Source organism: Sphingomonas sp. Leaf257, from assembly GCF_001422185.1.
GTDB classification, from domain to species: Bacteria; Pseudomonadota; Alphaproteobacteria; order Sphingomonadales; family Sphingomonadaceae; genus Sphingomonas; species Sphingomonas yabuuchiae.
The window spans coordinates 590606-615230 of record NZ_LMMH01000001.1 but is presented as its reverse complement, the minus strand read 5'-3'; the positions used below and the strand labels follow the sequence as shown (position 1 = coordinate 615230).

The following is a 24625-nucleotide window of genomic DNA, read 5'->3' as shown; positions in this document are numbered from 1 at the left end:
TGCCGCGAACAGGATATCGGTGCGGTCCAGATCAACGAAGCGATCCAGCAGCTCGACAAGGTGACGCAGCAGAACGCCTCGGCGTCCGAGCAGATTTCGTCCACCTCCGAAGAACTCGCCAGCCAGGCCGAGGAGCTTCAGGAAAGCATCGCCTATTTCCGGGTCGAAGCCGGTGGCAATCGCAGCCGCGGCAAGGCGGCGGTCCGCAAGCCGCTCGCCCGTCCGGCGGCCAAGTCCGCCAAGTCGGGCAATGCGCCCCGCGCGGGCTCGGTCGCCGATCAGCAGGCCCGGGTGCGCGGCTTCGCGCTGGACCTGACCAATGGCGGCCCGGATGGCGAGGATGCCGAATTCGGGCGTGCCGCCTGAGCCAAGACGATCGGGGGCGGGCGCTGCTCCGCCCCCTGACAGCCGGGATATTCGCGAACATCCCGCCGCTTCGTAGGCCCCAGGCAGGCGAACCGTACGACGCGCTGGTCAACCCTTTAGGACAAGAACATGCTGGGTTCCTTCAATCACCTGTCGATGTCGAAAAAGCTCACCCTCTGCCTTGGCGCGATCATCGCGATCATGGTGGGGGTTGACGGCGTTATCCTGTCCAATGCCGGACAGGTGAAGGCGACGACCGAAATCAACGAACATACCTATCAGGTCATCGCCACCGCCGACGGCATCGTCTCCAGCATGGTCAATCAGGAAACCGGCTATCGCGGTTATCTCGTATCGGGGAACGAACAGTTCCTGGCGCCCTATCACAAGGGATGGACCGATTTCGCCCATGCGTGGGGCGACGTCCGAGACCTGACCAGCGACAATCCGGTGCAGCAAGGACGACTGGACGAGATCAAGCGGCTCGCCGAAAGCTGGCATAATGACGTGGCCGAAAAGGCCATTCGCCTGATGGCGCATCCCGAAACCCGCGAGGCCGGGCGCGCGCTGGAAAGCAGTGGTGCGGGCAAGCAGGCGATGGACCAGCTGCGCCAGCGGGTGGGCGAGCTGATCGCGACCGAAAAGGGTCTGCTGGCGCAGCGGCAGGCGGCGCAGCATCAGTCTTTCTCGTCCATCACGCTCGCCATCTGGATCGGCATGGCGGCCAGCGTGCTGGCCGCGATCGGCATCGGGGTGCTGATGACCCGCACGATCGCGCGGCCCATGTCGCGGCTGACCCAGGCGCTGGCGCGTCTGGCCGAACCGCTGGCGACCGAGCGCCGCGACGAGATCGGGCGGATGCAGGGCAGTGTCGGCGCGGTCGAAGGCGCGTTCGACCAGATTTCGACCGTGCTGACCGCCGTGTCGAAGGGCGATACCGGCGTCGGCATGAACCAGCGCTTCGGCGGCCTGACCGATCAGCTGTCCGCCAATCTGGACGCGCTGCGCACCAGCTTCGAGGGCATGGCGAAGATCGCCGAGGAGATTGCGGGCGGCAATCTGAACGTCCAGCCCCAGGCATTGTCGGACAAGAACAAGCTGGGCCAGGCGCTGGTGTCGATGGTCGATCGCCTGCGCGGCGTCGTCGGCGATGCGACCCAGGCGGCGCATAATGTGGCCAGCGGCAGCCACGAACTGTCCTCCTCGTCGGAACAGGTGAGCCAGGGCGCCACCGAACAGGCGGCAGCGGCCGAGGAAGCCTCCGCCGCGATGGAGGAGATGGCGGCAAACATCAAACAGAATGCCGACAATGCGACGCAGACCGAGAAGATCGCGCGCCAGTCCTCGCAGGACGCGGAGAATAGCGGCGTGGCGGTGCAGAAGGCGGTGATCGCGATGCGGACCATCGCCGAAAAGATCGGCATCGTGCAGGAAATCGCGCGCCAGACCGACCTGTTGGCCCTGAACGCCGCCGTCGAGGCGGCGCGGGCCGGGGAACATGGTCGCGGCTTTGCGGTGGTGGCCGCCGAGGTGCGCAAGCTGGCCGAGCGCAGCCAGACGGCGGCGGCGGAGATCAGCGGCATGTCGTCGGACACGGTCGATGCCGCGACCCAGGCGGGCGAGATGCTGACCAAGCTGGTCCCCGACATCCGCCGCACCGCCGAACTGGTCGCCGAGATCAGCGCCGCCTGCCGCGAGCAGGACATCGGCGCGGTCCAGATCAACGAGGCGATTCAACAGCTCGACAAGGTGACGCAGCAGAACGCCACCGCCTCCGAGCAGATTTCGTCCACCTCCGAAGAACTGGCCAGCCAGGCGACGGAGCTTCAGGAGAGCATCGCCTATTTCCAGATCGATGGCGTGGGACGTGCCGTCATCCGGCATACGGCCAGCCGTCCGGCCCAGGCCAGATCGAAGCAGGCTGCGCGCCGCACCGGTTCGATCGCCGACCAGCAGGCCCGCGCGCATGGCTTCGCGCTCGACCTGAGCAATGGCGGCCCGGACGGCGAAGACGCCGCGTTCGGACGCGCGGCATGAGCGGCGCGGCCGATATCCAGGTCGTGGTCTTCGGACTGGGCGATGAAGAATTCGCGCTGCCCGTCACCACGGTCCGTGAAATCCTCGACCACCGCACCGCATACCGGGTGCCGCACGCCCCCGACTGGCTCCTGGGGCTGACCGATGTGCGTGGCGATTCCGTGCCGATGGTCGACCTGCGGGTTCGTTTGGGGATGCCCCCGGTCGAACCGACGCTGACCACACGGATTCTGGTCGTCGATGTGGCGGGCGCGCAGGGCCAGCCGCTGGCGCTGGGCATGGTCGTCGACCGGGTGCTCGATGTTTCGACCTTCGCGGCCGAATCGGTCGAGGGCGCGCCCGATCTGGGCGGTCGCTGGCGATCCGAGCAGATCGAGGCAATCCTGCGGCGGGGGGCGGGCTTCGTCGCGCTGCTCGACCCGGTGCGCCTGTTCGGCGCGGCCGACCTCGACGTCACCCGTGCGGCTGCGATTGCCGCCTGATTCAGGCTCTCAGCATAGAATAGGAGAGAAGACTATCATGCGTTTCCATGCTTCGTTGAAAGACACCTCGCATGTTGACGTCGCCACGACGGAGATCGGCCGGCTCCAGCGGGCCTTTGCCCAGGGGCGGGTTGGCGAGCGGGCCGACCTGTCGGGTGCGACCGGCAAGGCGCGCGAGATGCTCGTCGCGGTCAACGAACTGCTCGAAACCGCCGCCATCCCTGCCACCGCCTTCAACCGGCGGCTGGCGCATGTCGCCGCCGAGCATGAGCGCGGTGACATCGACGTGGTGCTGCCGGTCGAGGAGTTTTCCGGCGACCTGGCCGTTGCGGCGCGGACCGTCAACGAACTGGTCGCCAGCCATATCGCGGTCAAGAAACAGGCGATGGCCTGTGTGGCCGCGCTGGCGCAGGGCGATTTCGAGGCGCCGCTGGCGCGACTGCCGGGCAAGAAGGCCTTCATCAACGACACGATCGAGCAGCTTCGCGGCAATCTGAAGGGCCTGATCGCCCAGATGAACACCATGTCGGCCGAACATGATCGCGGCGACATCGACGTGTTCGTGCCGGTCGACAAGTTCCAGGGCGATTTCGGCGTCATGGCCCGCCGCCTGAACGAGATGGTCGCCAACCACATCGCCGCCAAGAAGATGGCGATGGCCTGCATCAAGCAGTTCGGCGAGGGCGATTTCAATGCGCCGATGCAGCAGCTGCCCGGCAAGAAGGCGTTCATCAACGACACGATCGAATTGCTGCGCGCCAATTTCCAGGCGATCATCGGCGAGATCCAGCGCCTGATCGCGGCCTCGACGGCGGGCAAGCTGAGCGAGCGTGGCGACGCGACCCGCTTCCCCGGCGACTTTGCCGGGCTGGTGAGCGGGATCAACGGGATGCTCGACGCGATCCTGCTGCCGATCGGCGAGGGCAATCGCGTGCTGAACCTGGTCAGCACCGGCTCGCTGCTCGAACGCGTGGAGATCGAGTGCGAGGGCGATCATCGCCGGATGAAGGATGCGATCAACAATCTGGTCGACAACCTCACCCAGTTCGCGAGCAATGTCGCGGGGGCGGCCGATCAGGTCGCCAGCGGCAGCCAGCAACTGTCGTCCTCGTCCGAACAGGTGTCGGAAGGCGCGACCGAACAGGCCGCCGCCGCCGAGGAAGCCTCTGCCTCGATGGAGCAGATGGCCGCCAACATCAAACAGAATGCCGACAATGCGACGCAGACCGAGGGAAGCCTCTGCCTCGATGGAGCAGATGGCCGCCAACATCAAACAGAATGCCGACAATGCGACGCAGACCGAGAAGATCGCGCGCCAGTCGTCGCAGGATGCCGAACAGAGCGGTGCCGCCGTGCAGAAAGCCGTGACCGCGATGCGCACCATCGCGGAGAAGATCGGCATCGTGCAGGAAATCGCGCGCCAGACCGACCTGCTGGCGCTGAACGCCGCCGTCGAGGCGGCGCGCGCGGGCGAGCATGGTCGCGGCTTCGCGGTCGTGGCGGCCGAAGTCCGCAAGCTGGCCGAGCGCAGCCAGACGGCGGCGGCGGAGATCAGCGGCATGTCGTCGGACACCGTGTCGGCCGCCACCCAGGCGGGCGAGATGCTGACCAAGCTGGTGCCCGACATCCGCCGCACCGCCGAACTGGTCGCCGAGATCAGCGCGGCATGTCGCGAACAGGATATCGGCGCGGTCCAGATCAACGAGGCGATCCAGCAGCTCGACAAGGTGACGCAGCAGAACGCCTCGGCCTCCGAGCAGATTTCCTCGACCTCGGGGGAACTCGCCAGCCAAGCCGAGGAGCTTCAGCACAGCATCGCCTTTTTCCAGGTCGCCGAAAACGCACGACCGGCGGTGCGCAAGCCTGTCATCCGCCAGTCGGTCGCCAGGACGCGCAAGGCTGCGGTGCAGGCGGGTTCGATCGGGCATCAGCAGGCGCGGGTGCGCGGCTTCGCCCTCGACCTGAACGAGGGTGGGCCGGACGGGGAAGATGCCGAGTTCGGCCACGCGGCATGACCCGTGCGTGGTGCTTGCGAAGTGCCGGGGGGCCTTCGCCAGCGCCACGGTCATGACGCCGATATCATCGTCCTGAACCAATAATTCATCAATTTCTGCCTATGATCCGCTCAGTTTCGGCGGGTGGTTTCATAGCATCCGAAGTGTCGGGTTTCATAGCGGGGTGGCATATGCGAGTTACGATCAAGGCCAAGCTGGCAGGTACATTTGCGATTGTCTTGTTACTTCTGGCGGTTGTCGTCGGAGTCGGGGTTTCGAAGGTCAACGCGTTGAATGTGATGATCGCGCAAATCATCGACGGACCGGCCCAGCGTATCAAGCTGTCGTTGACCGCCGATGGCGATATCGGTCGCGCCATCCGCGCCGAAAAGAACATGATGCTGACGGAAGATGTTGCGCAAAAGCGCAACTTCGACGGCGGCTTCGCCCAATATGACGCCAAGGTTCTGGAAAGCCTGAACAGTGGCCTGAAGATCGCCACCGAACAGGGGCGGCCGGTCTGGACCAAAGCGCTGGAGGAATGGCGCGCGTACAAGACGATCAGCGACCGTGCGCGCTCGCTGGCGATGCAGAACCACAATGCCGAGGCATCGACCGTTTCGATGACCGAGGGTCGCGTCGTGGCCGTGCGCCTCACCGACACGCTGACCAAGCTGGCGGAGATCACGCAGGGGCAGATGGTCAAGGCCAAGGCCGACTCCGCCATCCTCTATGAGTCGGCACGAACCACGCTGATGGCGACGGCGATCGTCGCGTTCCTGATCGCGATCGGCGGCGCCCTGTGGGTCGCGTTGCTGGTGTCCAAGGGGCTGCGCAAGATCGGCGAAGCCGTGTCCGCCGTCGCCGATGGCGACCTGAGCAACGAGGTGGACGTTGCCAGCAATGACGAGATCAAGGACCTGGTCGACACCGTCAACCGGATGACCGTCCGCCTGCGCGAAACGATCGGCCAGACCACCCAGGCGGCTCACAATGTCGCGGCGGGCAGCCAGCAGCTGTCGTCCTCGTCGGAACAGGTGAGCCAGGGCGCGACCGAACAGGCCGCCGCYGCCGAGGAAGCCTCTGCCTCGATGGAGCAGATGGCCGCCAACATCAAACAGAATGCCGACAATGCGACGCAGACCGAGGGAAGCCTCTGCCTCGATGGAGCAGATGGCCGCCAACATCAAACAGAATGCCGACAATGCGACGCAGACCGAGAAGATCGCGCGCCAGTCGTCGCAGGACGCCGAACAGAGCGGTGCCGCCGTGCAGAAGGCCGTGGTCGCCATGCGCACCATCGCCGAAAAGATCGGCATCGTGCAGGAAATCGCGCGCCAGACCGACCTGCTGGCGCTGAATGCGGCGGTCGAGGCGGCCCGTGCGGGCGAACATGGGCGCGGCTTTGCGGTGGTGGCCGCCGANGGAAATCGCGCGCCAGACCGACCTGCTGGCGCTGAATGCGGCGGTCGAGGCGGCCCGTGCGGGCGAACATGGGCGCGGCTTTGCGGTGGTGGCCGCCGAGGTCCGCAAGCTGGCCGAGCGCAGCCAGTCGGCGGCGGCGGAGATCAGCGGCATGTCGTCGGATACCGTCGGTGCCGCGACCCAGGCGGGCGAGATGCTCATCAAGCTGGTGCCCGACATCCGCCGTACCGCCGAGCTGGTCGCCGAGATCAGTGCGGCCTGCCGCGAACAGGATATCGGTGCGGTCCAGATCAACGAAGCGATCCAGCAGCTCGACAAGGTGACGCAGCAGAACGCCTCGGCGTCCGAGCAGATTTCNCAAGGCGATGCTGGAAGACATCGCCATCCTGCGCCGTACCGCCGAGCTGGTCGCCGAGATCAGTGCGGCCTGCCGCGAACAGGATATCGGTGCGGTCCAGATCAACGAAGCGATCCAGCAGCTCGACAAGGTGACGCAGCAGAACGCCTCGGCGTCCGAGCAGATTTCSTCSACCTCCGAAGAACTCGCCAGCCAGGCCGAGGAGCTTCAGGAAAGCATCGCCTATTTCCGGGTCGACGGACAGGGTGCGCAGATCCGCTCGGTGCGCCGCGTCGCGCCGCGCCCCACCAAGGCCAAGCCCAAGGCCGCTCCGGCACGCAGCGGCTCGGTCGCCGATCAGCAGGCCCGGGTGCGCGGTTTCGCGCTGGACCTGACCAATGGCGGCCCCGACGGCGAAGACGCCGCGTTCGGACGCGCGGCATGAGCGGGGCATCCGACATCCAGGTCGTGGTCTTCGGGCTGGGCGACGAAGAATTCGCACTGCCGGTGACGACGGTCCGCGAAATCCTGGACCACCGTAACGCCTATCGGGTGCCCCATGCACCCGACTGGTTCCTGGGCCTGACCGATGTGCGCGGCGACTCCGTGCCGATGGTCGACCTGCGGGTTCGCCTGGGCATGCCCCCGGTCGATCCGACGCTGACCACTCGCGTTCTGGTGGTCGACGTGGCGGGGGGCGAGGGCAAGCCGCTGGCGCTGGGGATGGTCGTCGACCGGGTACTCGACGTCGCGACCTTCCCGGCCGAATCGGTCGAGAGCGCGCCAGACCTGGGCGGTCGCTGGCGATCCGAGCAGATCAAGGCGATCCTGCGGCGAGGTGCGGGCTTCGTCGCACTGCTCGACCCGGCGCGCCTGTTCGGCGCGGACGGTGCCGAGGCCGCCCTGGCCGATCTCGGCATGGCGGCGTGATCCCATTGCTTTTCGGCCGCCCGGCGCGGCGGCCGACCCCTTCCTCTCGCTTCCGACAGGAGCCGTTCCTTTGAGCAGTCTGGCCCGCGCGGCATCGGCATCGCCCGACGCGCTACAGCGTCGCGATTTCGATCGCATCTCCGCCTATGTCTACAAGGAGTGCGGGATTCGCCTGCCGCCCGCCAAGATGACGATGATCGAGGGGCGCCTGCGCCGCCGCGTGCGCGCGACGGGGCTGAGCAGCCTGGGCGATTATTGCGCCTGGGTGTTCCAGGCCGATCATCTGGAGGGCGAGCGCGAGCATCTGCTGAACGCGGTCACGACCAACAAGACCGACTTCTTCCGCGAACCCAAGCATTTCGACTATCTGATGGGCACGGTCATGCCGCGCCTGCGCGACGAGGGGCAGCGCCGGGTCCGCGTGTGGAGCTCGGCCTGCTCGACCGGTGCGGAGCCCTATACGCTGGCGATGCTGCTCGACGCCTTTGCCGCCGACAGGGGCGGCCCCGACTTCGGTATCCTGGCGACCGATCTGGACAGCGAGGTGCTGCGCACCGCGCGTCGGGGCATCTATGCGGCCGCGATGCTCGATCCGGTGCCGGCGAGCTTGCGCAAACGCTATGTCATGAGCGCCAGCGATCCCAAGCGCGACGAGATGCGCATCGTGCCCGCGCTGCGTTCGTCGATCGGCTTTGCCCAGATGAACCTGATGGACGAGCGCTATCCGGTGGGTGATCCGATGGACATCATCTTCTGTCGCAACGTCCTGATCTATTTCGACAAGCCGACCCAGGAAAAGGTCGTGCGCCGTCTGGCCGAATGCCTGCGCCCCGGCGGCTGGATGTTCCTGGGCCATTCCGAGTCGATCACGGGTTTCGACCTTCCCCTGAAGACGGTGTCCAACACCGTGTTCCAACGGATCTGACGGCCATGAGCAAAGTCCGCGTGCTGGTGATCGACGACAGCGCCAGCGTCCGTCAGGCGATGACCGCGATCCTGTCCGCCGATCCCGATATCCAGGTGATCGCCGCCGCCGCCGATCCCTTCGCCGCCGCGCGCTATATCCATGAGGAGGTGCCCGACGTCATCACGCTGGACGTCGAGATGCCGCGCATGGACGGCATCACCTTCCTGCGCAAGCTGATGGCGCAGCGCCCGCTGCCGGTGGTGATGTGCTCCTCGCTGGTCGAGGAAGGTTCGGAAACGCTGCTTCAGGCGCTGGAGGCAGGGGCGGTCGACGTCATCCTGAAGCCGCGCGTGGGGGTCGCCGATCACCTGAACGAAGCGCATATGATGATCCGCGAGACGGTGAAGGGCGCGGCCAAGGCGCGGCTCGGCGCACGGCGCTCCCAGGTCAAGCTGAACCCGGCGCAGAAACTGACGGCCGATGCCGTCCTGCCGCCGCCGACCGGCCGCGCGATGAGCCGCACGACCGAGATGGTGGTGTGCATCGGCGCCTCGACCGGCGGCACGGAGGCGCTGCGCGAGGTGCTGGAGGCGCTGCCCGCCAATTCGCCGGGCATCGTCATCGTCCAGCATATGCCGGAGAGCTTCACCCGCGCCTTTGCCAAGCGGCTCGACGGGCTGTGCCAGGTCGACGTCAAGGAGGCCGAGGACGGCGACACGGTGATGCGCGGCCGCGTGCTGATCGCCCCAGGCGGCCTGCGCCACACCATGCTGGAGCGGCAGGGCGCGCGCTATGTCGTGTCGGTGCGCGAGGGGCCGCTGGTCTCGCGCCATCGCCCCTCGGTCGATGTGCTGTTCCGTTCGGCGGCGCGCAACGCGGGCTCCAACGCGGTCGGCATCATCCTAACCGGCATGGGCGACGACGGCGCGCGCGGCCTGCTGGAGATGAAGCAGGCGGGCGCCCGCACCTTTGCGCAGGACGAGGCGACCTCGGTCGTGTTCGGCATGCCCAAGGAAGCGATCGCGCGCGGCGCCCATGACAAGATCATCCCGCTGGGCAGTGTCGCACGCGAACTGCTCCACGCCACGGCACGCTAAGAAGGAACGACACATGTTTGTGGCACGGATCGATACCGACAATGCGGCTCCGCTGGCCGGCGACCTGCCGACCTCGCCCGCCATTTCCTTCGCGACACTGGCGGAGCAGGTGCAGGACCGGATGGGCGGCCTGGAGGATGCCTTTCGCGAAACCGGCGAGACGCTGGCCACCGCGATCGGCACGATCGACGGCATGGCGGACGGGCTGACGACCATTCGCCAGGCCCTGTCGCACGACACCGCCGGAGTGGCGGTCTCCCGGCTGCGCGACGTCGCCTATCGCCTGATCACCCTGCCGATCATCCAGAAGCGGCGCGCGATCGAGGTCGAGACGCTGACCGGCCGCACCCGCGAGCTTCGCGGCCTGTTGAACGAGGTCAGCACCATCCTGAAGCTGCTCGGCATCTATGGGATGAACATCAAGATCGCCTCGTCGGGCGAGGCGGCGTTCTTCAACTTCGTCGTCGGCATGGACGAGAAGCTGACCACCGGCCGCCAGGAACTGCGCCAGATCGAGCGCCAGCTTGACCAGTTCGGCCGGGTGGTGGGCGACGTGCAGCAGGCCGACCGCCTGCTCGCCACCGAATGCGACCGCGCCGGGGCCGCCGTGCCCGCCGAACTGACCGCCAATGCCAATGCGCTGCAGGATCATATCGAATCGGTGATGCGCATGACCGACGAGGTCGGCGGCATCGTGCGCACCGTACAGGGCGAGGTCGCGCGCATCCTGGGCGCGATCCAGATCGGCGACAGCGTGCGCCAGCGCGCCGAACATGCCATCGCCATGCTGCGCCGGGTCGCGATGGACGATGCGCAGGGCGGCATGCCGGAAGGGGCCAAGGCGCATATGGCCCGGCTGATCTCCGCTCAGCTGAACGCGATGGCGGACGAGTTCGGGCGGGAGATCGCCTCGATCGTCACCTCGCTGGAACGGCTGGCGCCGCTGGCGGATCACTTGCGCGAGCTGCTGGGGTCGCAGGGCGGCGCGGACGGACAGCTGCTGTTCCGGCTGGAACATGGCATCTCCTCGCTGGGCAATGTCACCGACCAGCTGTGCGACGCCGATGGCCATCTGGCCGAGCTGACCGGCTTTGTCAGCCGCACGCTGGCCGACCTGACCGACGGACTGAGCCGCATCCGCCACATCGCCGTGAATGTGCAGGATATCTCGACCAACACCCAGCTGCTGTGCCGTCGCCACGGCACGCTGGGCCGCGCGGTGGCCGTGATCGCCAAGGAAGTCGCCCCCTGCGCCAGCCGCCTCGACCAGTTGAGCGTGGCGGTCGGTTCGCTGATCGGCGTGCTCAGCGGGATCGATCTGGTCCAGCAGGACAACACGCACAGCGAGAATGGCGACACGCGCGGCGCGCTTCAGGAAGCGCTGGCGGTCGTGCGGCGCGCCTGCGAAAGCTCGGCAGGGGCCATGGTCAAGGGTGGCGGGGATGCCGAGCGGATCGTCGCCTCGCTCCAGGCGAGCGCCGGGGATCTGGGCGAGCAGCATGATTTCGTGGGGACGCTGTGCACCGTCGCTCTGGAGCTGACCCGCTACGCCGATCGGGTCGCGCCCGAAACCCCGAACGGCACCGAAATGACGGCGGCGGACGAGGCCGTGCTGGCGGACATGCTGCCCTGGGCGGCAAGCCTCTATACGATGGCGTCCGAACGTCTGATCCATGCGGCCTATCTGCTGCCCGGCATGGAGCCGGTCGCGACGGTGACGGCGGCGGTGACGTTCGACGATGATGATGACGGGCTGTTCTGATCCCGATTGCACGGCGCTTTAGCCGCCTTGCACGAAGTTCATCCCCGGGGTGCGAAGCCATTCGCACCCCGGATCGTTTCGCTCTTGCAGCATGACGGGCACCGGCCCCGTCCACAGCAAGGGAAAGACGAACCATGGCCGAGACGATCGCCGATCTTTTGAACCGCACGCTGGTCGAGGCGGGCGTCGAGCGGATATGGGGCGTGACGGGCGACAGCCTGAACGCGTTCAACGACTCGCTCCGCAAGTCGGGCAAGATCCAATGGATGCATGTCCGCAACGAGGAAGCGGGCGCTTTTGCGGCGGGGGCGGAAGCGGCGGCGACCGACAGGCTGGCGGTCTGTGCGGGCAGCTGCGGGCCGGGCAATCTCCATCTGATCAACGGGCTGTTCGACTGCCACCGCAACCATGTGCCGGTGCTGGCGATCGCGGCGCATATCCCGTCGAGCGAGATCGGCCTGAACTATTTCCAGGAAACGCATCCCACCGAGCTGTTCCGCGAATGCAGCCATTTCTGCGAGATGGTGCAGGACCCGCGCCAGATGCCCGAACTGCTCCACCGCGCGATCCGCACCGCCATCGGCAAGAGGGGCGTGGCGGTGCTGGTCATCCCCGGCGATGTCGCGCTGAAGCCCGCGCCCGAGACGCGCAGCGTCGCCTTTCCGCCGCTGGCCACGCCGCGCCTCGTGCCGCCGCAGGCGGAACTGGGCAAGATCGCCGACCTGCTCAACGGGTCGAAGGCGGTGACGCTGCTGTGCGGCGCGGGCACGGCGGGGGCCCATGCCGAGGTCGTGGCGCTGGCCGAAGCGCTGAAGGCCCCGATCGTCCATGCATACCGGGGCAAGGAATGGATCGAATACGACAATCCCTATGATGTCGGCATGACCGGGCTGATCGGCTTTTCGTCGGGCTATCACGCGATGATGGAGTGCGACACGCTGCTGATGCTGGGCACCGACTTCCCCTATCGCAACTTCTATCCCGAAAAGGCGAAGGTGGTGCAGGTCGATCGCGACCCGGGCGCATTGGGGCGGCGGGTGCCGCTGGACCTGGGCGTGGTGGGCGACGTCGCCGAGGTGGCGCGCGGCTTGATCCCGCTGATCGCGGGCGAGCGCGACGGGCGTTTCCTGGACAAGGCACGCGCGCATTACCGCGACGCGCGCAAGGGGCTGGACGACCTCGCCACCCCGCGAGACGGCGACAAGCCGCTGCATCCGCAATTCGTCGCGCGCACCATCGACCGGCTCGCCGATGAGGATGCCGTCTTTACCGCCGATGTCGGCACGCCCGCCGTCTGGGCGGCGCGCTATCTGACGATGAACGGTCGGCGTCGGATCATCGGCTCGTTCAACCATGGCTCGATGGCCAATGCCCTGCCGCAGGCGTTGGGCGTGCAGGGGGCCTATCCGGGGCGGCAGGTCGTGTCGATGTCCGGGGACGGCGGCCTGACCATGTTGATGGGCGACATGCTGACCGCCGTGCAGATGAAGCTGCCGGTCAAGATCGTCGTCTTCAACAATTCGACGCTCGGCTTCGTCGCGCTGGAGCAGAAGGCGGCGGGCTATGTCGACGACAATGTGTCGCTCCAGAACCCGGACTTCGGCGCGATCGCGCGCGAGATGGGCTATTTCGGGGTGCGCGTCACCCGTTCTGACGCGCTGGAGGGCGCGTTGCGCGAGGCGTTCGCGCATGACGGCTCGGCACTGGTCGATGTCGTGACCGAAACGCAGGAACTGATCATGCCGCCCAAGATCCAGGCCGAGCAGATCAAGGGGTTCAGCCTCTATGCCGCGCGCGCGGTCCTGAGCGGGCGTGGCGACGAGGTGCTGGAACTGGCGCGGGCCAATCTCTTCCGGTGACTCCGCCGCCGCTCCTGCGCGACTGGGTGACGGCGCATGTCTCGCGCGAGGAGACGGTGCGCACCATCGCCTTCGTCGCGCGCTGTACCGGCGCGGCGGTGCTGGCGCTCAGCATCGCCGACCGGCTGCATCTCGACCATCCGGTCTGGGCGAGCGTCTCCGCGCTCGTCGTCTCGCAGGACCGGCTGGGCGACACGCATCGCTCGCTCACCTGGCGGATCGTCGCGACGCTGATCGGGGTGGCGGTGGCGCTGCTCGTCGCCTTTGCCATGCCCGATGCCGGGGCGGTCGCGATGCTGGCGGTGGCGGTCGGCGTCACCGCCGCCATTGCGCGGATTCGCACCGAATTGCGGGTGTGCATGTGGACCTCGGTCATCGTCCTGCTGACCGTGCCGCCGGGGGGCACGATCCTGACCGCCGCGTTGGCGCGGGCGCAGGAAGTCATGCTGGGTGTCGCGATCGGGGCGATCCTGCACTGGGGCTTCGAGCGATTGCTGTTCCGCCGAACCGGCTGAACCAGGCCTAACCTGTCGGACAAATAAACCAGATCGATCAGCCTCCAATATCGCCTTTTGCGTGCACATACGAAAACATTTGCGGATTCGCGTGGCGCAACGCACACTGGCGAAAAATATGATTAGTCGGAGAAGATCGGTGCCTACATGCTGTCCCGCCCCGTCGCGGCGTCAAGTCCTTGCCACGGCCAGCACGGCTGCGTTGGCGACAGGATGGGGGGCGGTGATGCCCGCTTCGGCGTGGGCGCAGAATGGCCTCAAGCCGATGGCATCCATGGCGGCCCCCATGCCTGCTAACTCGGTGCAGTCCTTCGACATGGCCGACGTCACGCTGGCGGACAGTCCCTTCCTCCATGCGCAGAAGATGACCGAGGCGTATCTGATGCGCCTGCAGCCCGACCGATTGCTCGCGAATTTCCGCACCAATGCCGGATTGAAGCCCAAGGCGCCGGTCTATGGCGGCTGGGAGTCGGAGGCGCAGTGGGCCGACATCAACTGCCATGGCCACACGCTGGGCCATTATCTCTCGGCCTGTGCGCTGGCGTACCGTGCGACCAAGGACAAGCGCTACCGGCAGCGCATCGACTATATCGCGAACGAACTGGCCGCGTGCCAGCAGGCGGCGGGCACCGGCCTGGTCTGTGCCTTTCCGAAGGGGCTTGCGCTGGTCGCGGCGCATCTGCGTGGCGAGCCGATCACCGGTGTGCCCTGGTACACGCTGCACAAGGTCTATGCGGGCCTGCGCGATGCGGTGCAGCTGGCGGGGAGCGAGGCGGCGCGGCCGGTGCTGATCCGGCTGGCCGATTGGGGTGTCGTCGCCACCAAGCCGCTGTCGGATGCCCAGTTCGAGACGATGCTGGAGACCGAATATGGCGGCATGAACGAGGTGTATGCCGATCTGTATTTCATGACCGGCAACGAGGACTATCGCCGCCTCGCCGAACGCTTCTCGCAAAAGGCGGTGATGAAGCCGCTGGGTCAGGGCCGCGACTATCTCGACGGGATGCACGCCAACACCCAGATCCCGAAGATCATCGGTTTCCAGCGCGTCTATGAGGCGAATGGCGATGATGCCTATCACAACGCCGCCGCCTTTTTCTGGCGGACGGTCGCACATACCCGCGCCTTTGCCACCGGCGGGCATGGCGATGGCGAGCATTTCTTCGCCATGGCGGACTTCGACAAGCATGTCTTCTCGGCCAAGGGATCGGAGACATGCTGCCAGCACAATATGCTGAAGCTGACCCGCGCGCTGTTCCTGCGCGACCCGCAGGCGGAATATGCCGATTATTACGAGCGGACGCTCTACAATGGCATCCTCGCCTCGCAGGACCCGGACTCGGGCATGGCGACCTATTTCCAGGGTGCGCGGCCGGGCTACATGAAGCTGTACCACACCCCCGAGGACAGCTTCTGGTGCTGCACCGGTACGGGCATGGAAAATCATGTGAAGTATCGCGACTCGATCTACTTCCATGACGACCGTGCGCTATACGTGAACCTGTTCATCCCCTCGACCGTGACCTGGGCCGACAAGGGGGCGTCGCTGACCCAGGCGACGAACTTCCCCGAGGCGGGCAATACCCAGTTCCGCTGGAAACTGCGCCAGCCGACCGAACTGACCCTGAAGCTGCGCCACCCGAAATGGAGCCGCACCGCGACCCTGCTGGTCAACGGCGCGGAAGCGCAGCGCTCCGACAAGCCGGGAAGCTATGCGGAACTGACCCGGACCTGGAAGACCGGCGACACGGTCGAATGGCGTATGGTCATGGAACCCGCCGTCGAGAGCGCCCCCGCCGCGCCGGAGATCGTCGCCTTCACCTATGGCCCGCTGGTGCTGGCCGGTGCGCTGGGCCGCGAGGGGCTGGCGCCGGGGGCTGACATCATCGTCAGCGAGCGGAAGTACGGCGAGTATAACGACACGCCGTTCCAGGCCCCGACGCTATCGGGTGAGCCCGATGCCCTGGCGAAGACGATCAGCGCGACCGGCAAGCCGCTGGAGTTCACCATCCCGGCGGCGGACGGCCAGAAGGTGCGGCTGGTCCCGTACCATCGCATCGCGCATGAACGGTATGCGACGTACTGGAAGCTGGCCTGATTGCGGACTAGGACCACCCCGGCGAAGGCCGGAGTGCAGTTCTCCTTTTGCCAAGGTTGATTCCGGAAGATTTGTTCGCGCGGAGGCGCGGAGGACGCAGAGAGGGTGTCCGATTGGCCGCGGCACGGCTCCATCAACATGTGATGGAGAGAGGCATGGAGCAGGATGACAACACGCTGAGCCAATATGAGCCCCTCCCCTTCAGGGGAGAGGCCATTTCAGGTCATCAGGGTCGAGAGCGGCCACGGACGAGACACCTCCGCGTTCTCCGCGCCTCCGCGCGAACAAAATCTCTCGGCGCATCGGCACGCCACCGCACGCATGGCATCTGAACCCCAGTCTTCGCTAGGGTGGGGCTATCGAGTGATGTCGGAAAATGGTGGGCGATGACGGGCTCGAACCGCCGACATTCTCGGTGTAAACGAGACGCTCTACCAACTGAGCTAATCGCCCCCTCTCGGGAAGCCCTGCCTAATGCCGATGCGCTTGGCGTCTGGCAAGCCGCTTTTGTGCGTCAAACCCATCTGGTTCGTTTGTTGGATACAAACCCGACTGCCATCGGTACATAACAGGAACATCGAGGGGCGGATGCGATCGGGGGAGCGGTCGGGTTCGCACTCGGTGTTTCGGGGGGAGTGGGGATGGCCGGAACGGGGGAGGGCGCGCGGTGGACGCTGGCGCGGCGACGGCAATTCCTGGCGGCGCTGGCGGTCAGCGCCGATGCGGGGGCGGCGGCACGCGCGGTGGGAGAGACGCTGCGGGCTGCACGCACCTTGCGGGCGCGCGACCGGGCCTTTGGCGAGGCCTGGGACGAAGCGATCGGCGCAGCGCATGCGCTGGTCGAGGAAGGGCTGCTGCGCCGGATGCTGACCCTGTTGGCGGCCGAGGACGGGGAGGAGGGCGGAGAGGCCGGTGCGGGGACCACCGGTCTCTCCATCATCCCGCCGCTCAGCGCCACCGAGGTGCAATTCTATCTGAAGCTGCTCGCCCGCCGCGATGCGCTGGCCAAGGCCGGTGACGGCGCGAGCGAAGCGGCACGGGCCGACGCGGCGGAAACCGATGCGGCGCTGGAACGCGCGCTCGATGGGCTGGCGCGGCGGCGGTTGAAGGGGATGGCGTGATGGCGGGACAGGATGCGGCGACGCGGCTCGCCACGCTGGCGATGCTGGAGCCGGGTGCGCGCGAACAGGCGCTGGCCGCGCTGAGCCCTGCGCAGAAGCGCGAACTGGTCGAGCGATGGGAATTATGGGCGCATGACGGACAGGTGGCGCCGCCGGGCGACTGGCGGGTGTGGCTGATCCGCGCCGGGCGTGGTTTCGGCAAGACGCGTGCGGGGGCGGAGTGGGTGAGTGCGCTCGCCCGCGAGCAACCGGGCGCGCGGATCGCGCTGATGGGCGCGACCTTGCGCGATGTCGAGCGCGTGATGGTGCGCGGCGAAAGCGGACTGCTGGCGGTGGCGCGCAAGGGCGAGACGCCGAAGTGGATCGGCAGTCTGGGGCAGGTGCATTTCGCATCCGGCGCGATCGGCTTCGCCTATTCGGCCGCCGCGCCCGAGGCGCTGCGCGGGCCGCAGCATCATGCCGCCTGGTGCGACGAATTGGGCAAGTGGAAGGGGGAGGCCGGATGGGACAATCTGATGATGACGCTCCGGCTGGGCGAGCGGCCGCGCGTGCTGGTCACGACCACGCCGCGCGCGACGCCCTTGATGCGCAAGGTCATGGCGCTGCCCGATTGCGTCGAGACGATCGGGCGGACCAGCGACAATGCGCATCTGCCCGACAGTTTTCAGGACGCGATGCTGGCGCAATATGGCGACACGCGGCTGGGGCGACAGGAGCTGGACGGCGAGATGGTCGACGACCGCGAGGGGGCCTTGTGGACCCGCATGCTCCTCGACCGGCAGCGGGCCAAGACGGTGCCCGCGCTCGATCGGGTCGTGGTCGGCGTCGATCCGCCCGCGACCAGCAGCGGCGATGCCTGCGGGATCGTGGCGGTCGGGCTGGGGCGCGACGGCCATGGCTATGTGCTGGAGGATGCCAGCGAGGCCGGGCTTTCGCCGGAGGGCTGGGCCGCGCGGGTGGCGGGCTGTGCCAGGCGCAACCGCGCGGACCGGGTGGTGGCCGAGCGCAACCAGGGCGGCGACATGGTGGAAAGCGTGCTGCGGCTCGCCGATCCGACCCTGCCGGTGCATCTGGTCTATGCCTCGATCGGAAAGGCGGCGCGGGCGGAGCCGGTGTCGTTCCTCTATGCGCAAGGTAGGGTGTGGCATTTGCGAGGCTTCCCGGCGCTGGAGGACGAGCTGTGCGGGCTGGGGGTGGCGGGGGCCTATGACGGGCCGGGCCGCTCGCCGGACCGGGCGGATGCGCTGGTCTGGGCACTGACCGAGCTGATGCTGTCGGGGCGGGGGGCGCCGGGGATACGGAATTTATGAGGGCATCCTTTCCTCCCCTGGAAGGGGAGGTGGCAGGCCGCAGGCCTGACGGAGGGGTGTCACTGCTCGTGGAGGCGGTGTTCCCTCGCAACCGGTGACACCCCTCCACCAGCTTCGCTGGTCCCCCTCCCCTTGCAGGGGAGGAATTTGGGATCGGCACCGGATTTGGGAGATTCGACGATGAGGATGTTCGGTCGCAAGGCCGGGCGGGGGGCCGCGCGTCCTTTGCTCGGGCTGGGTTTGGCGCGGTCGGGGGTGCCGTTGACCGGTGCCGCGCCGTCCTATGAAACGCAGGTGCGCGAGGGGTATCTGCGCAATCCGGTGGCGCAGCGGGCGGTGCGGATGGTCGCGGGCGGACTGGCCGATGCGCCGCTGACCGCTTCGCATCCCGAACTGGTTGCCTTGGTCGCGGCGCGCAGCGAGGGGCAGGCGTTGCTGGAGACGGTGGCGACGCACATGCTACTGCACGGCAATGCCTATGTGCAGATTCTGCGCGATGCCGAGGGCGAGGTGGCCGAACTGTTCGCGCTGCGCCCCGAGCGGGTCGCGATGGAGCTGGACGCCAGCGGCTGGCCCGCCGCCTATCTCTACCGCGCGGGCGGTCGCGTGACGACCTTGCCGGTCGATCCGGTGAGGCCGTCGGTGGTGCATCTGAAAAGCTGCCACCCGCTCGACGATCATTACGGGCTGGGCTGTCTGGGCGCGGCGGCGGGGGCGATCGCGATCCACAATGCGGCCGCCGTGTGGAACCGCGCGCTGCTCGACAATGCGGCGCGGCCGTCAGGGGCTTTGGTCTATGATCCGGGCGACGGTTCGACGTTGACGCCCGACCAGTTCGAGCGGTTGCGCGCCGAGATGGAGGGCTTTGCAGGCAGCGGCAATGCCGGGCGTCCGCTGCTGCTGGAGGGCGGGCTGAAGTGGCAGGCGATGAGCCTGACCCCGGCCGAGCTGGACTTCATCGCGGCCAAGTCGTCGGCGGCGCGCGAGATCGCGCTGGCCTTCGGGGTGCCGCCGATGCTGCTCGGCCTGCCCGGCGACAACACCTATGCCAATTATCGCGAGGCGAACCGTGCCTTGTGGCGACAGGCGATCCTGCCGCTGGCGGGCGGAATCCTGAGCGGCCTGTCGCAGGGACTGGCGGGCTGGTTCGAGGGCGCGAGCCTGTCGGTCGACATCAACCGCGTCACCGCGCTGGCCGAGGAACGCCAGATGCTTTGGGCCATGGCGGCAAGCGCCGACTTCCTCGATCCGGCGGAGAAGCGCCAGATGGTCGGCCTGTCATGAGCGGGGACGTTTTGGCGCGACTGCTGGCGCAGGCGGCGGATAGCGGTGCGGACCTGGTGACGCTGCGCGCGGTGGCCGAGGAAGCTGGCGAGCTGGGCGCGACGCGGGCGCTCACCCGGCTGGGCCTCGCCGATGCCGACGCCGCAGAGGATGTCGCCGAACTGCGCGAACTGCTGACCGCCTGGCGCGAAGCCAAGTCGTCGGTGTGGAAGAGCGCGGTCGGCTGGCTGACCCGACTGCTCGGCGCGCTGCTGCTGGCGGGGATCGCGATGCGGCTGGGCATGGAGGACTGGCTGAAATGAGCCTTTCCTTCACCGGCTATGCCGCGATCTGGGACCGGATGGACCGGGCGGGCGATGTCATCCGGCGCGGGGCGTTCGCGGGGGCGGGCGACGTGCCGCTGCTCTGGCAGCATCGGGGCGAGGCGATGGGGCGCATCACCGCGCTCACCGAGGACGATAGCGGCCTAGCGGTCGAGGGCGTGGTCGACGACCCGGCACTTGCGGCGCTGGTCCGTTCGGGCGCGGTGGCGGGCCTGTCGGTCGGGTACCGGCCGCGTGTCGTCCACCAGGGCGCGGCCCGCGCGATCCTGTCGGCCGAGCTCATCGAGATCAGCCTGGTGACGGTGCCGATGCAGCCGCTCGCCCGCGTAACTCACATTTTGACCAAGGGGGACTGATATGGACGTGATCGAACGACCCGTGCTGGACGGCGCGGCGGCCAAGACGAACGGCGCGTTCGACGGCTATGTGCGCAGCGGCGCCACCGTCGAGCTGAAGGCCTTTACCGGCACCACCGGCGACAGCGGCGGTTTCGCTGTGCCGCGTGAAATCGACGCGGCGATCGGATCGGTGCTGCGCAACGTCTCGCCGATCCGCAGTATCGCCAATGTCGTGACGGTCGGCTCGGCGGGCTATCGCAAGCTGGTGACCACCGGCGGCACGCCTTCGGGCTGGGCGAGCGAGACGGCGGCGCGGCCCGAAACGGCGACGCCCAGCTTCGTCGAACTCGCGCCGCCGATGGGCGAGCTCTACGCCAATCCCTCGGCCAGCCAGGCGATGCTCGACGATGCGGCCTTCGATGTCGAAGGCTGGCTGGCCAGCGAGATCGCGACCGAGTTCGGCCGCGCGGAGGGGCAGGCCTTCGTCAACGGTTCGGGCGTCAACCGGCCCAAGGGTTTCCTGACCAACCCGATCTCCACCGCCAAGGACGGGGTACGCCCCTTCGGCACGCTGCAATATATCCCGAGCGGCGCGTCGGGCGCGTTCATGGCTGGCGGGGAGGATCGGCTGATCGAGCTGGTCCAGCTGCTGCGTGCACCATACCGACAGGGGGCCTGTTTCGTGATGAATGCGGCCACTTCGGCCCGCATCCGCAAGCTGAAGACGACGGACGGCCAGTTCCTCTGGGCGCCCGGTCTGGTGGCGGGGCAGCCCGCCACGCTGCTCGGCTATCCGGTCGTGGAGGCGGAGGATATGCCCGATGTCGCACAGGATGCCTGTGCCATCGCCTTCGGCAATTTCCAGGCGGGCTATCTGATCACCGAACGCGCCGAGACCGCGATCCTGCGCGATCCGTACAGCAACAAGCCGTTCGTCACCTTCTACGCCACGCGGCGAGTCGGCGGCTGCGTCAGTGACTCGGAGGCGATCAAGCTGATGAAGTTCGCGACGGCCTAAGTTCCTGAAAAATCGGGGCAGCCGACAAAGGGCTGCCCCGTAGTTCAGGGAGGATGCCGAACCGGCCGGGGGGCGCGGGGTCGGCATGGCCGGTGCCCAAGGGGGAGGCGGGCAGCGGCTGTCGGACTCTCTGCGCGCCAACTGTGACGCCCGTGTGTCGAGCTTGTCGCAACTTGTATCGGTGAAGGAGAATTCATGATGAGCGGGACGAAGGAGGCCATGCCCCTTGCGACCGTGACGGCGGCGGCGGGCGCGGTGCGCGCATTGCTTCGGCTGGAAGAGGGCAATGAAGCGGCGCTGGTCGAGCGCGTGGCGGGCGTTGCGCTGGGACTGGCCGAATCCTTTTGCGGGCAGATGCTGATTCAGCGGTTGGTCGAGGAACCGATGCCGGGATCGGTAGCGTGGCAGGCGTTGGCGGCGACGCCGGTCGTGACGATCCTGTCCGGCGGGGAAAACGCGATCGACCGGGACGGGCGCGGCTGGGTTCGCATGCAGGAGGCCGCGACGGTGCGCTATCGTGCAGGCCTGGCCGAGGCTTGGGACAGCCTGCCGCCCGAGATCGCACATGGCGTGGCGATCATGGGGGCGCATCTGTTCGACAATCGCGATGCCGCCGCCGTGCCGCCTGCCGCCGTTGCCGCACTCTGGCGGCCCTATCGGCGGATGCGGCTCGACGGGCCGAGGCGGGCATGACCGCGCGTGAGGCACTGCGGGCCGGATTGATGACCGCGCTCCGCCCCGCGCTCGCGCCGCTGGGGGTGGCCCTGTTCGATGTGGTGCCGGTGCGGGCGAGCGTGCCGCAAGCCGTGCTGGGCGAGCCGAGCGACAGTGATTGGGGCGCGGCGGGAATCGAGGGGCGCGAGCTGCGCGTCGCGCTGACCCTGACCGATGAGGGCGAACAGCCCCGACGGCTGCGCGCCTGCGTCCAGGCGGCTGAGGCGATCGGACTGGCAGAGATTCTAGCGGACGGGTGGCGGGTGGCGGGGCTGAGCGTGACCGCGACCCGCATGGCGAAGACGGGCGCGCGCTGGACCGCGAGCGTCGAATGGCTGTAGGGGGTCATGAACTGTCACATCGTGGGGCGGTGGGATTGGCCGGGCCATTCTGGGCTATGCTGGGATGGGAATGGCTGAAAATCGGGCTTTTCGGAGGCTGACCGTCTAAGTGTCACGGGTGTGACAGTTCGAGGCTCTGAAACGGGTTTTAAACGCCAGTTCAGTCCTTGCGCAGGTCGCGATGTGACAGTTCCTGTCCATTAGTTACCCAGGCTCACCTTCTGACTCTGCGGGATAGTGGCGACCGCCACCGCGACCATAGCTGACATCAGGTGGACCCCCTCGGGTGAGGTCTGCGGCCGCATGGCCGTCCCGGCGGGGATGACCACAGTGCTGGCGCTGGTCGTCACGGTGTAAGGCCCCGTTCCCGTCACGGCCAATACTTGCAATGCCGCACCGCCTCCTACCAGAATATCGGCAAGGCGGGGCGCGGTCGCCGTCTGGAAAGAGGTGTAGGCGGTGCTACCGTCCGTGCCCGCCTGCGCAGCGAGTGTGTAAGTCTCCGGGATGGCGGGCCAGGTGCCGGGATAGGCCGCATCAAACCACGCCGCCCGAGTGTCGATATAGCCGGATGTCCGGCCACCGGCACCCGCTTGCTTGAATGCCTCCAGCTGCGATTTATTCCCGTTCCCCCAGCCATTCGTGATCGTGGCCCACTCATTGTATGTGGCCCAGGTCTGGCCTTGGCGGCTCGTGAAAAGGTCTGTCGAGGTGGTCCGGGGAAAAGTCCCGGCGGGTACGACTTTGATGCCAGGATAACGCGTTTTGAAGCGGTCCACCAATATGCCCCAGTTGTTCTGCATGGTCGCAGCCGAAGCGTTGGTGTCGTTCTGGCCAAGCTGGTCGATCGCCACGCTGAAGGGCAGAGCCGATCCGGCGTTAAATCCAGCCGCTTGGTCGACCACCTGCCATCTCAGCAGTGCGTTCGTCGTCAGTTCGCGGACCGACCCGGCACCGGGGCAGCCCATCATCATGAACGGCACGCGCCGATAGGTCTGGTCGTCCACATCCAGCCATCGCCTTAGCCACCCCAAATTGCCCCGCGCGTCGGCCTCGGCAGCAAATTCCTGTCGGGCTTCACCGATCGAGTCCACCATACAGATGGCCACCGGGCGGCCGTCCCAGCCACGCGCAACGGTCAAGTCAGGTCCATAGTATGCGGGCATCGACTGGCCGAAGCCGGTATCCAGCGAGGCCGTCGAGGCGGTCGCGGGCGCGGCGAGCATCGGCGTCAGGCTGGCGGCATCGGTTGCGCCCCACACGCGTTCGCCGCGCGCCGTCTGCACGCGATAGACCGGAATTTGCTTTTCCCCGGCCGCCGTGTGGTAAAGCGTGTAGACCGCGACGCTGGCCTCGGGCGGGACGCTGACAGTCGGCTCGTCGGTCCATGCGCCGACATTGCCGCTGGCGATCGAGACGCCCGCCTGCCCGCCGAAGGTCAGAGGGATCGCCGCCGCACCGTTCACACTGATCCAGACGCCGTCGATCAGCATCGCGTTGCCCGGCAGCACGGTTTCCTGCGGGCTGTTGCTGCCTTCGGTGCAGGCGAAGCCGGAGAAATGAAATCGGGGATTTGTGACGACATGGGTCGGCGACGCCAGCACAATCCGCGTCATCACGTATGGCGTGGCAGAAGCTGCCGTCACCAATGCCCCGGACGGAAAGCGCGACCGGGTCGACCAGAACATGAAGCGGCTGGCATCGACGACGGGCGTCGGCACCCAGGATGGCGGCACGAAGCCCGGCACCTGCCCGCCGCCCAGGCCTTCGCGGAGGATCCACCGCGACATTATGCGGGCACCCGCGACAGGCTGGCGAAACACCCCGTCGTCCCGGACAGGCTAACGCGCACCTCGGCACCCGAGCCAAAGGCGAAGCCCGACCCGGAGGTCGTATCGGCAGTGGTTCTGGTCGTCATCGCCAGCCAGGTGGTGCCGTCCGGCCCCTTCACCTCCAGCTTGACCGAGCCATAGGCCGAGCAGGTCTGGGAAAAGACATAGTCGCCGCCATACAGCTTCACCGACGCGGCGGCGGTGTTGCGATCGGCAAGCTGGAACGCCTCACGCACGCCGCCGACCGGCAGCGGCGTTGCAGGCGTAACGGGCGTCGCCTTCTCGCCGATCGCGCCGAAGGCGATGGCGGTCTGCGGTGTCAGCGCGCCGGGCGCAGCGATGGGCTTGGTCGTCTGGGCGAGAATGGCGCTGGGCGCGACCAGCATGGCGGCGACAAGGACGCCGACGCGACGGGGTGACATGAAAACGGCTCCTTTGCGAAATGCCGGGGTCGAGCATGGCGCGCAGGAGACGGCTTGTCGGGGGGCGCTGGCGCGCCTAAATAGAGACAGCGTCGCGCGTTACACGGTGAAAC

At 67.3% G+C, this 24625-nt stretch carries 19 protein-coding genes, 1 tRNA gene and 5 pseudogenes; 22 read left to right on the top strand and 3 right to left on the bottom strand.

Translation table 11 applies throughout. From position 1 onward, the window contains the following. The 14 genes and pseudogenes from ASF14_RS21800 to ASF14_RS02990 form a co-directional block, all read left to right on the top strand. Positions 1 to 366: pseudogene (locus ASF14_RS21800) on the top strand (methyl-accepting chemotaxis protein); the annotation flags it as partial. Between the two features lie 129 nt (positions 367 to 495). Further along, positions 496 to 2403: a methyl-accepting chemotaxis protein gene (locus tag ASF14_RS20605; protein ID WP_156361002.1), complete on the top strand. Its 1908-nt coding sequence runs from the start codon at positions 496 to 498 to the stop codon at positions 2401 to 2403. Then, entirely contained in the window at positions 2400 to 2885 is a 486-nt protein-coding gene (locus ASF14_RS03040; RefSeq protein ID WP_056431210.1) for a chemotaxis protein CheW, read from the top strand. Before ASF14_RS20605 ends, ASF14_RS03040 begins: the two co-directional genes overlap by 4 nt. Before the next feature lie 37 nt (positions 2886 to 2922). Continuing rightward, positions 2923 to 4900: pseudogene (locus ASF14_RS03035) on the top strand (methyl-accepting chemotaxis protein). A gap of 170 nt (positions 4901 to 5070) precedes the next feature. Next, positions 5071 to 6303, top strand: a pseudogene (locus tag ASF14_RS22520) (methyl-accepting chemotaxis protein); the annotation flags it as partial. Between the two features lies 1 nt (position 6304). Then, positions 6305 to 6661, top strand: a pseudogene (locus ASF14_RS22100) (methyl-accepting chemotaxis protein); the annotation flags it as partial. A gap of 1 nt (position 6662) precedes the next feature. After that, positions 6663 to 7086: pseudogene (locus tag ASF14_RS03025) on the top strand (methyl-accepting chemotaxis protein); the annotation flags it as partial. After that, positions 7083 to 7571, top strand: a complete 489-nt coding sequence (locus ASF14_RS03020; protein WP_056431199.1) for a chemotaxis protein CheW — start codon at positions 7083 to 7085, stop codon at positions 7569 to 7571. The pseudogene ASF14_RS03025 and the gene ASF14_RS03020, both read left to right, overlap by 4 nt. A 70-nt stretch (positions 7572 to 7641) precedes the next feature. Beyond that, entirely contained in the window at positions 7642 to 8496 is an 855-nt protein-coding gene (locus tag ASF14_RS03015) for a CheR family methyltransferase (RefSeq protein ID WP_056431197.1), read from the top strand. 5 nt (positions 8497 to 8501) lie between these two features. Beyond that, a complete protein-coding gene (locus ASF14_RS03010) occupies positions 8502 to 9575 on the top strand; it encodes a protein-glutamate methylesterase/protein-glutamine glutaminase (protein ID WP_056431193.1) in 1074 nt (357 codons plus the stop codon). Between the two features lie 13 nt (positions 9576 to 9588). Beyond that, complete coding sequence (locus ASF14_RS03005; protein ID WP_156361001.1) at positions 9589 to 11337, top strand: hypothetical protein; 1749 nt, start codon at positions 9589 to 9591, stop codon at positions 11335 to 11337. 134 nt (positions 11338 to 11471) lie between these two features. Continuing rightward, the gene (gene poxB, locus ASF14_RS03000; protein WP_056431189.1) at positions 11472 to 13196 is read left to right on the top strand and encodes a ubiquinone-dependent pyruvate dehydrogenase; all 1725 of its coding nucleotides are present in this window, start codon (positions 11472 to 11474) and stop codon (positions 13194 to 13196) included. Continuing rightward, positions 13193 to 13711, top strand: a complete 519-nt coding sequence (locus tag ASF14_RS02995; RefSeq protein WP_056431185.1) for an FUSC family protein — start codon at positions 13193 to 13195, stop codon at positions 13709 to 13711. The genes poxB and ASF14_RS02995 overlap by 4 nt, the downstream gene beginning before the upstream one ends. Positions 13712 to 13829: 118 nt before the next feature. Next, positions 13830 to 15809, top strand: a complete 1980-nt coding sequence (locus ASF14_RS02990; protein WP_056431445.1) for a glycoside hydrolase family 127 protein — start codon at positions 13830 to 13832, stop codon at positions 15807 to 15809. 377 nt (positions 15810 to 16186) lie between these two features. Here the strand turns inward: ASF14_RS02990 and ASF14_RS02985 are convergent. Then, a tRNA-Val gene (locus tag ASF14_RS02985) sits at positions 16187 to 16262 on the bottom strand. A 188-nt stretch (positions 16263 to 16450) separates the two neighbouring features. Here ASF14_RS02985 and ASF14_RS02980 point away from each other — a divergent pair. The 8 genes from ASF14_RS02980 (at position 16451) to gp17 (ending at position 22258) form a co-directional block, all read left to right on the top strand. Then, on the top strand, positions 16451 to 16930 hold the full coding sequence (locus ASF14_RS02980) for a hypothetical protein (RefSeq protein ID WP_056431182.1): 480 nt from the start codon (positions 16451 to 16453) through the stop codon (positions 16928 to 16930). Continuing rightward, a complete protein-coding gene (locus ASF14_RS02975) occupies positions 16930 to 18240 on the top strand; it encodes a DNA-packaging protein (protein ID WP_056431177.1) in 1311 nt (436 codons plus the stop codon). Before ASF14_RS02980 ends, ASF14_RS02975 begins: the two co-directional genes overlap by 1 nt. Before the next feature lie 180 nt (positions 18241 to 18420). After that, complete coding sequence (locus ASF14_RS02970) at positions 18421 to 19524, top strand: phage portal protein (protein WP_056431174.1); 1104 nt, start codon at positions 18421 to 18423, stop codon at positions 19522 to 19524. After that, positions 19521 to 19826, top strand: a complete 306-nt coding sequence (locus ASF14_RS02965) for a DUF6127 family protein (RefSeq protein WP_056431169.1) — start codon at positions 19521 to 19523, stop codon at positions 19824 to 19826. The genes ASF14_RS02970 and ASF14_RS02965 overlap by 4 nt, the downstream gene beginning before the upstream one ends. Further along, positions 19823 to 20203, top strand: a complete 381-nt coding sequence (locus tag ASF14_RS02960) for an HK97 family phage prohead protease (protein WP_056431167.1) — start codon at positions 19823 to 19825, stop codon at positions 20201 to 20203. Before ASF14_RS02965 ends, ASF14_RS02960 begins: the two co-directional genes overlap by 4 nt. 1 nt (position 20204) lies before the next feature. Beyond that, positions 20205 to 21203, top strand: a complete 999-nt coding sequence (locus ASF14_RS02955) for a phage major capsid protein (protein WP_056431164.1) — start codon at positions 20205 to 20207, stop codon at positions 21201 to 21203. 195 nt (positions 21204 to 21398) lie between these two features. After that, positions 21399 to 21896 (top strand): hypothetical protein, encoded by a 498-nt coding sequence (locus tag ASF14_RS02950; RefSeq protein ID WP_236696903.1) that lies wholly within the window; start codon positions 21399 to 21401, stop codon positions 21894 to 21896. Further along, a complete protein-coding gene (gp17, locus tag ASF14_RS02945; protein ID WP_056431162.1) occupies positions 21893 to 22258 on the top strand; it encodes a tail completion protein gp17 in 366 nt (121 codons plus the stop codon). Before ASF14_RS02950 ends, gp17 begins: the two co-directional genes overlap by 4 nt. Positions 22259 to 22458: 200 nt before the next feature. On the opposite strand, the gene ASF14_RS02940 is transcribed toward gp17, so the two are convergent. Together ASF14_RS02940 and ASF14_RS02935 are read right to left on the bottom strand one after the other, a co-directional pair. Next, on the bottom strand, positions 22459 to 24048 hold the full coding sequence (locus ASF14_RS02940) for an SGNH/GDSL hydrolase family protein (protein WP_056431159.1): 1590 nt from the start codon (positions 24046 to 24048) through the stop codon (positions 22459 to 22461). Continuing rightward, positions 24048 to 24512, bottom strand: coding sequence for a hypothetical protein (locus ASF14_RS02935; protein ID WP_156361000.1), 465 nt, complete (start codon positions 24510 to 24512; stop codon positions 24048 to 24050). Before ASF14_RS02935 ends, ASF14_RS02940 begins: the two co-directional genes overlap by 1 nt. Positions 24513 to 24625: the final 113 nt, after the last annotated feature.

Excerpts from the sequence above, each read along its gene's own strand:
- ASF14_RS03020 (WP_056431199.1), top strand. The coding sequence starts at position 7,083 with ATGAGCGGGGCATCCGACATCCAGGTCGTGGTCTTCGGGCTGGGCGAC.
- ASF14_RS02980 (WP_056431182.1), top strand. The coding sequence starts at position 16,451 with ATGGCCGGAACGGGGGAGGGCGCGCGGTGGACGCTGGCGCGGCGACGG.
- ASF14_RS03010 (WP_056431193.1), top strand. The coding sequence starts at position 8,502 with ATGAGCAAAGTCCGCGTGCTGGTGATCGACGACAGCGCCAGCGTCCGT.
- ASF14_RS20605 (WP_156361002.1), top strand. The coding sequence starts at position 496 with ATGCTGGGTTCCTTCAATCACCTGTCGATGTCGAAAAAGCTCACCCTC.
- ASF14_RS02960 (WP_056431167.1), top strand. The coding sequence starts at position 19,823 with ATGAGCCTTTCCTTCACCGGCTATGCCGCGATCTGGGACCGGATGGAC.
- ASF14_RS02950 (WP_236696903.1), top strand. The coding sequence starts at position 21,399 with ATGATGAGCGGGACGAAGGAGGCCATGCCCCTTGCGACCGTGACGGCG.
- ASF14_RS03040 (WP_056431210.1), top strand. The coding sequence starts at position 2,400 with ATGAGCGGCGCGGCCGATATCCAGGTCGTGGTCTTCGGACTGGGCGAT.
- ASF14_RS02940 (WP_056431159.1), bottom strand. The coding sequence starts at position 24,048 with ATGTCGCGGTGGATCCTCCGCGAAGGCCTGGGCGGCGGGCAGGTGCCG.
- ASF14_RS02970 (WP_056431174.1), top strand. The coding sequence starts at position 18,421 with ATGAGGATGTTCGGTCGCAAGGCCGGGCGGGGGGCCGCGCGTCCTTTG.
- ASF14_RS02965 (WP_056431169.1), top strand. The coding sequence starts at position 19,521 with ATGAGCGGGGACGTTTTGGCGCGACTGCTGGCGCAGGCGGCGGATAGC.
- gp17 (WP_056431162.1), top strand. The coding sequence starts at position 21,893 with ATGACCGCGCGTGAGGCACTGCGGGCCGGATTGATGACCGCGCTCCGC.
- ASF14_RS02975 (WP_056431177.1), top strand. The coding sequence starts at position 16,930 with ATGGCGGGACAGGATGCGGCGACGCGGCTCGCCACGCTGGCGATGCTG.
- ASF14_RS03005 (WP_156361001.1), top strand. The coding sequence starts at position 9,589 with ATGTTTGTGGCACGGATCGATACCGACAATGCGGCTCCGCTGGCCGGC.
- ASF14_RS02935 (WP_156361000.1), bottom strand. The coding sequence starts at position 24,512 with ATGTCACCCCGTCGCGTCGGCGTCCTTGTCGCCGCCATGCTGGTCGCG.
- ASF14_RS02990 (WP_056431445.1), top strand. The coding sequence starts at position 13,830 with ATGATTAGTCGGAGAAGATCGGTGCCTACATGCTGTCCCGCCCCGTCG.
- ASF14_RS02955 (WP_056431164.1), top strand. The coding sequence starts at position 20,205 with ATGGACGTGATCGAACGACCCGTGCTGGACGGCGCGGCGGCCAAGACG.
- poxB (WP_056431189.1), top strand. The coding sequence starts at position 11,472 with ATGGCCGAGACGATCGCCGATCTTTTGAACCGCACGCTGGTCGAGGCG.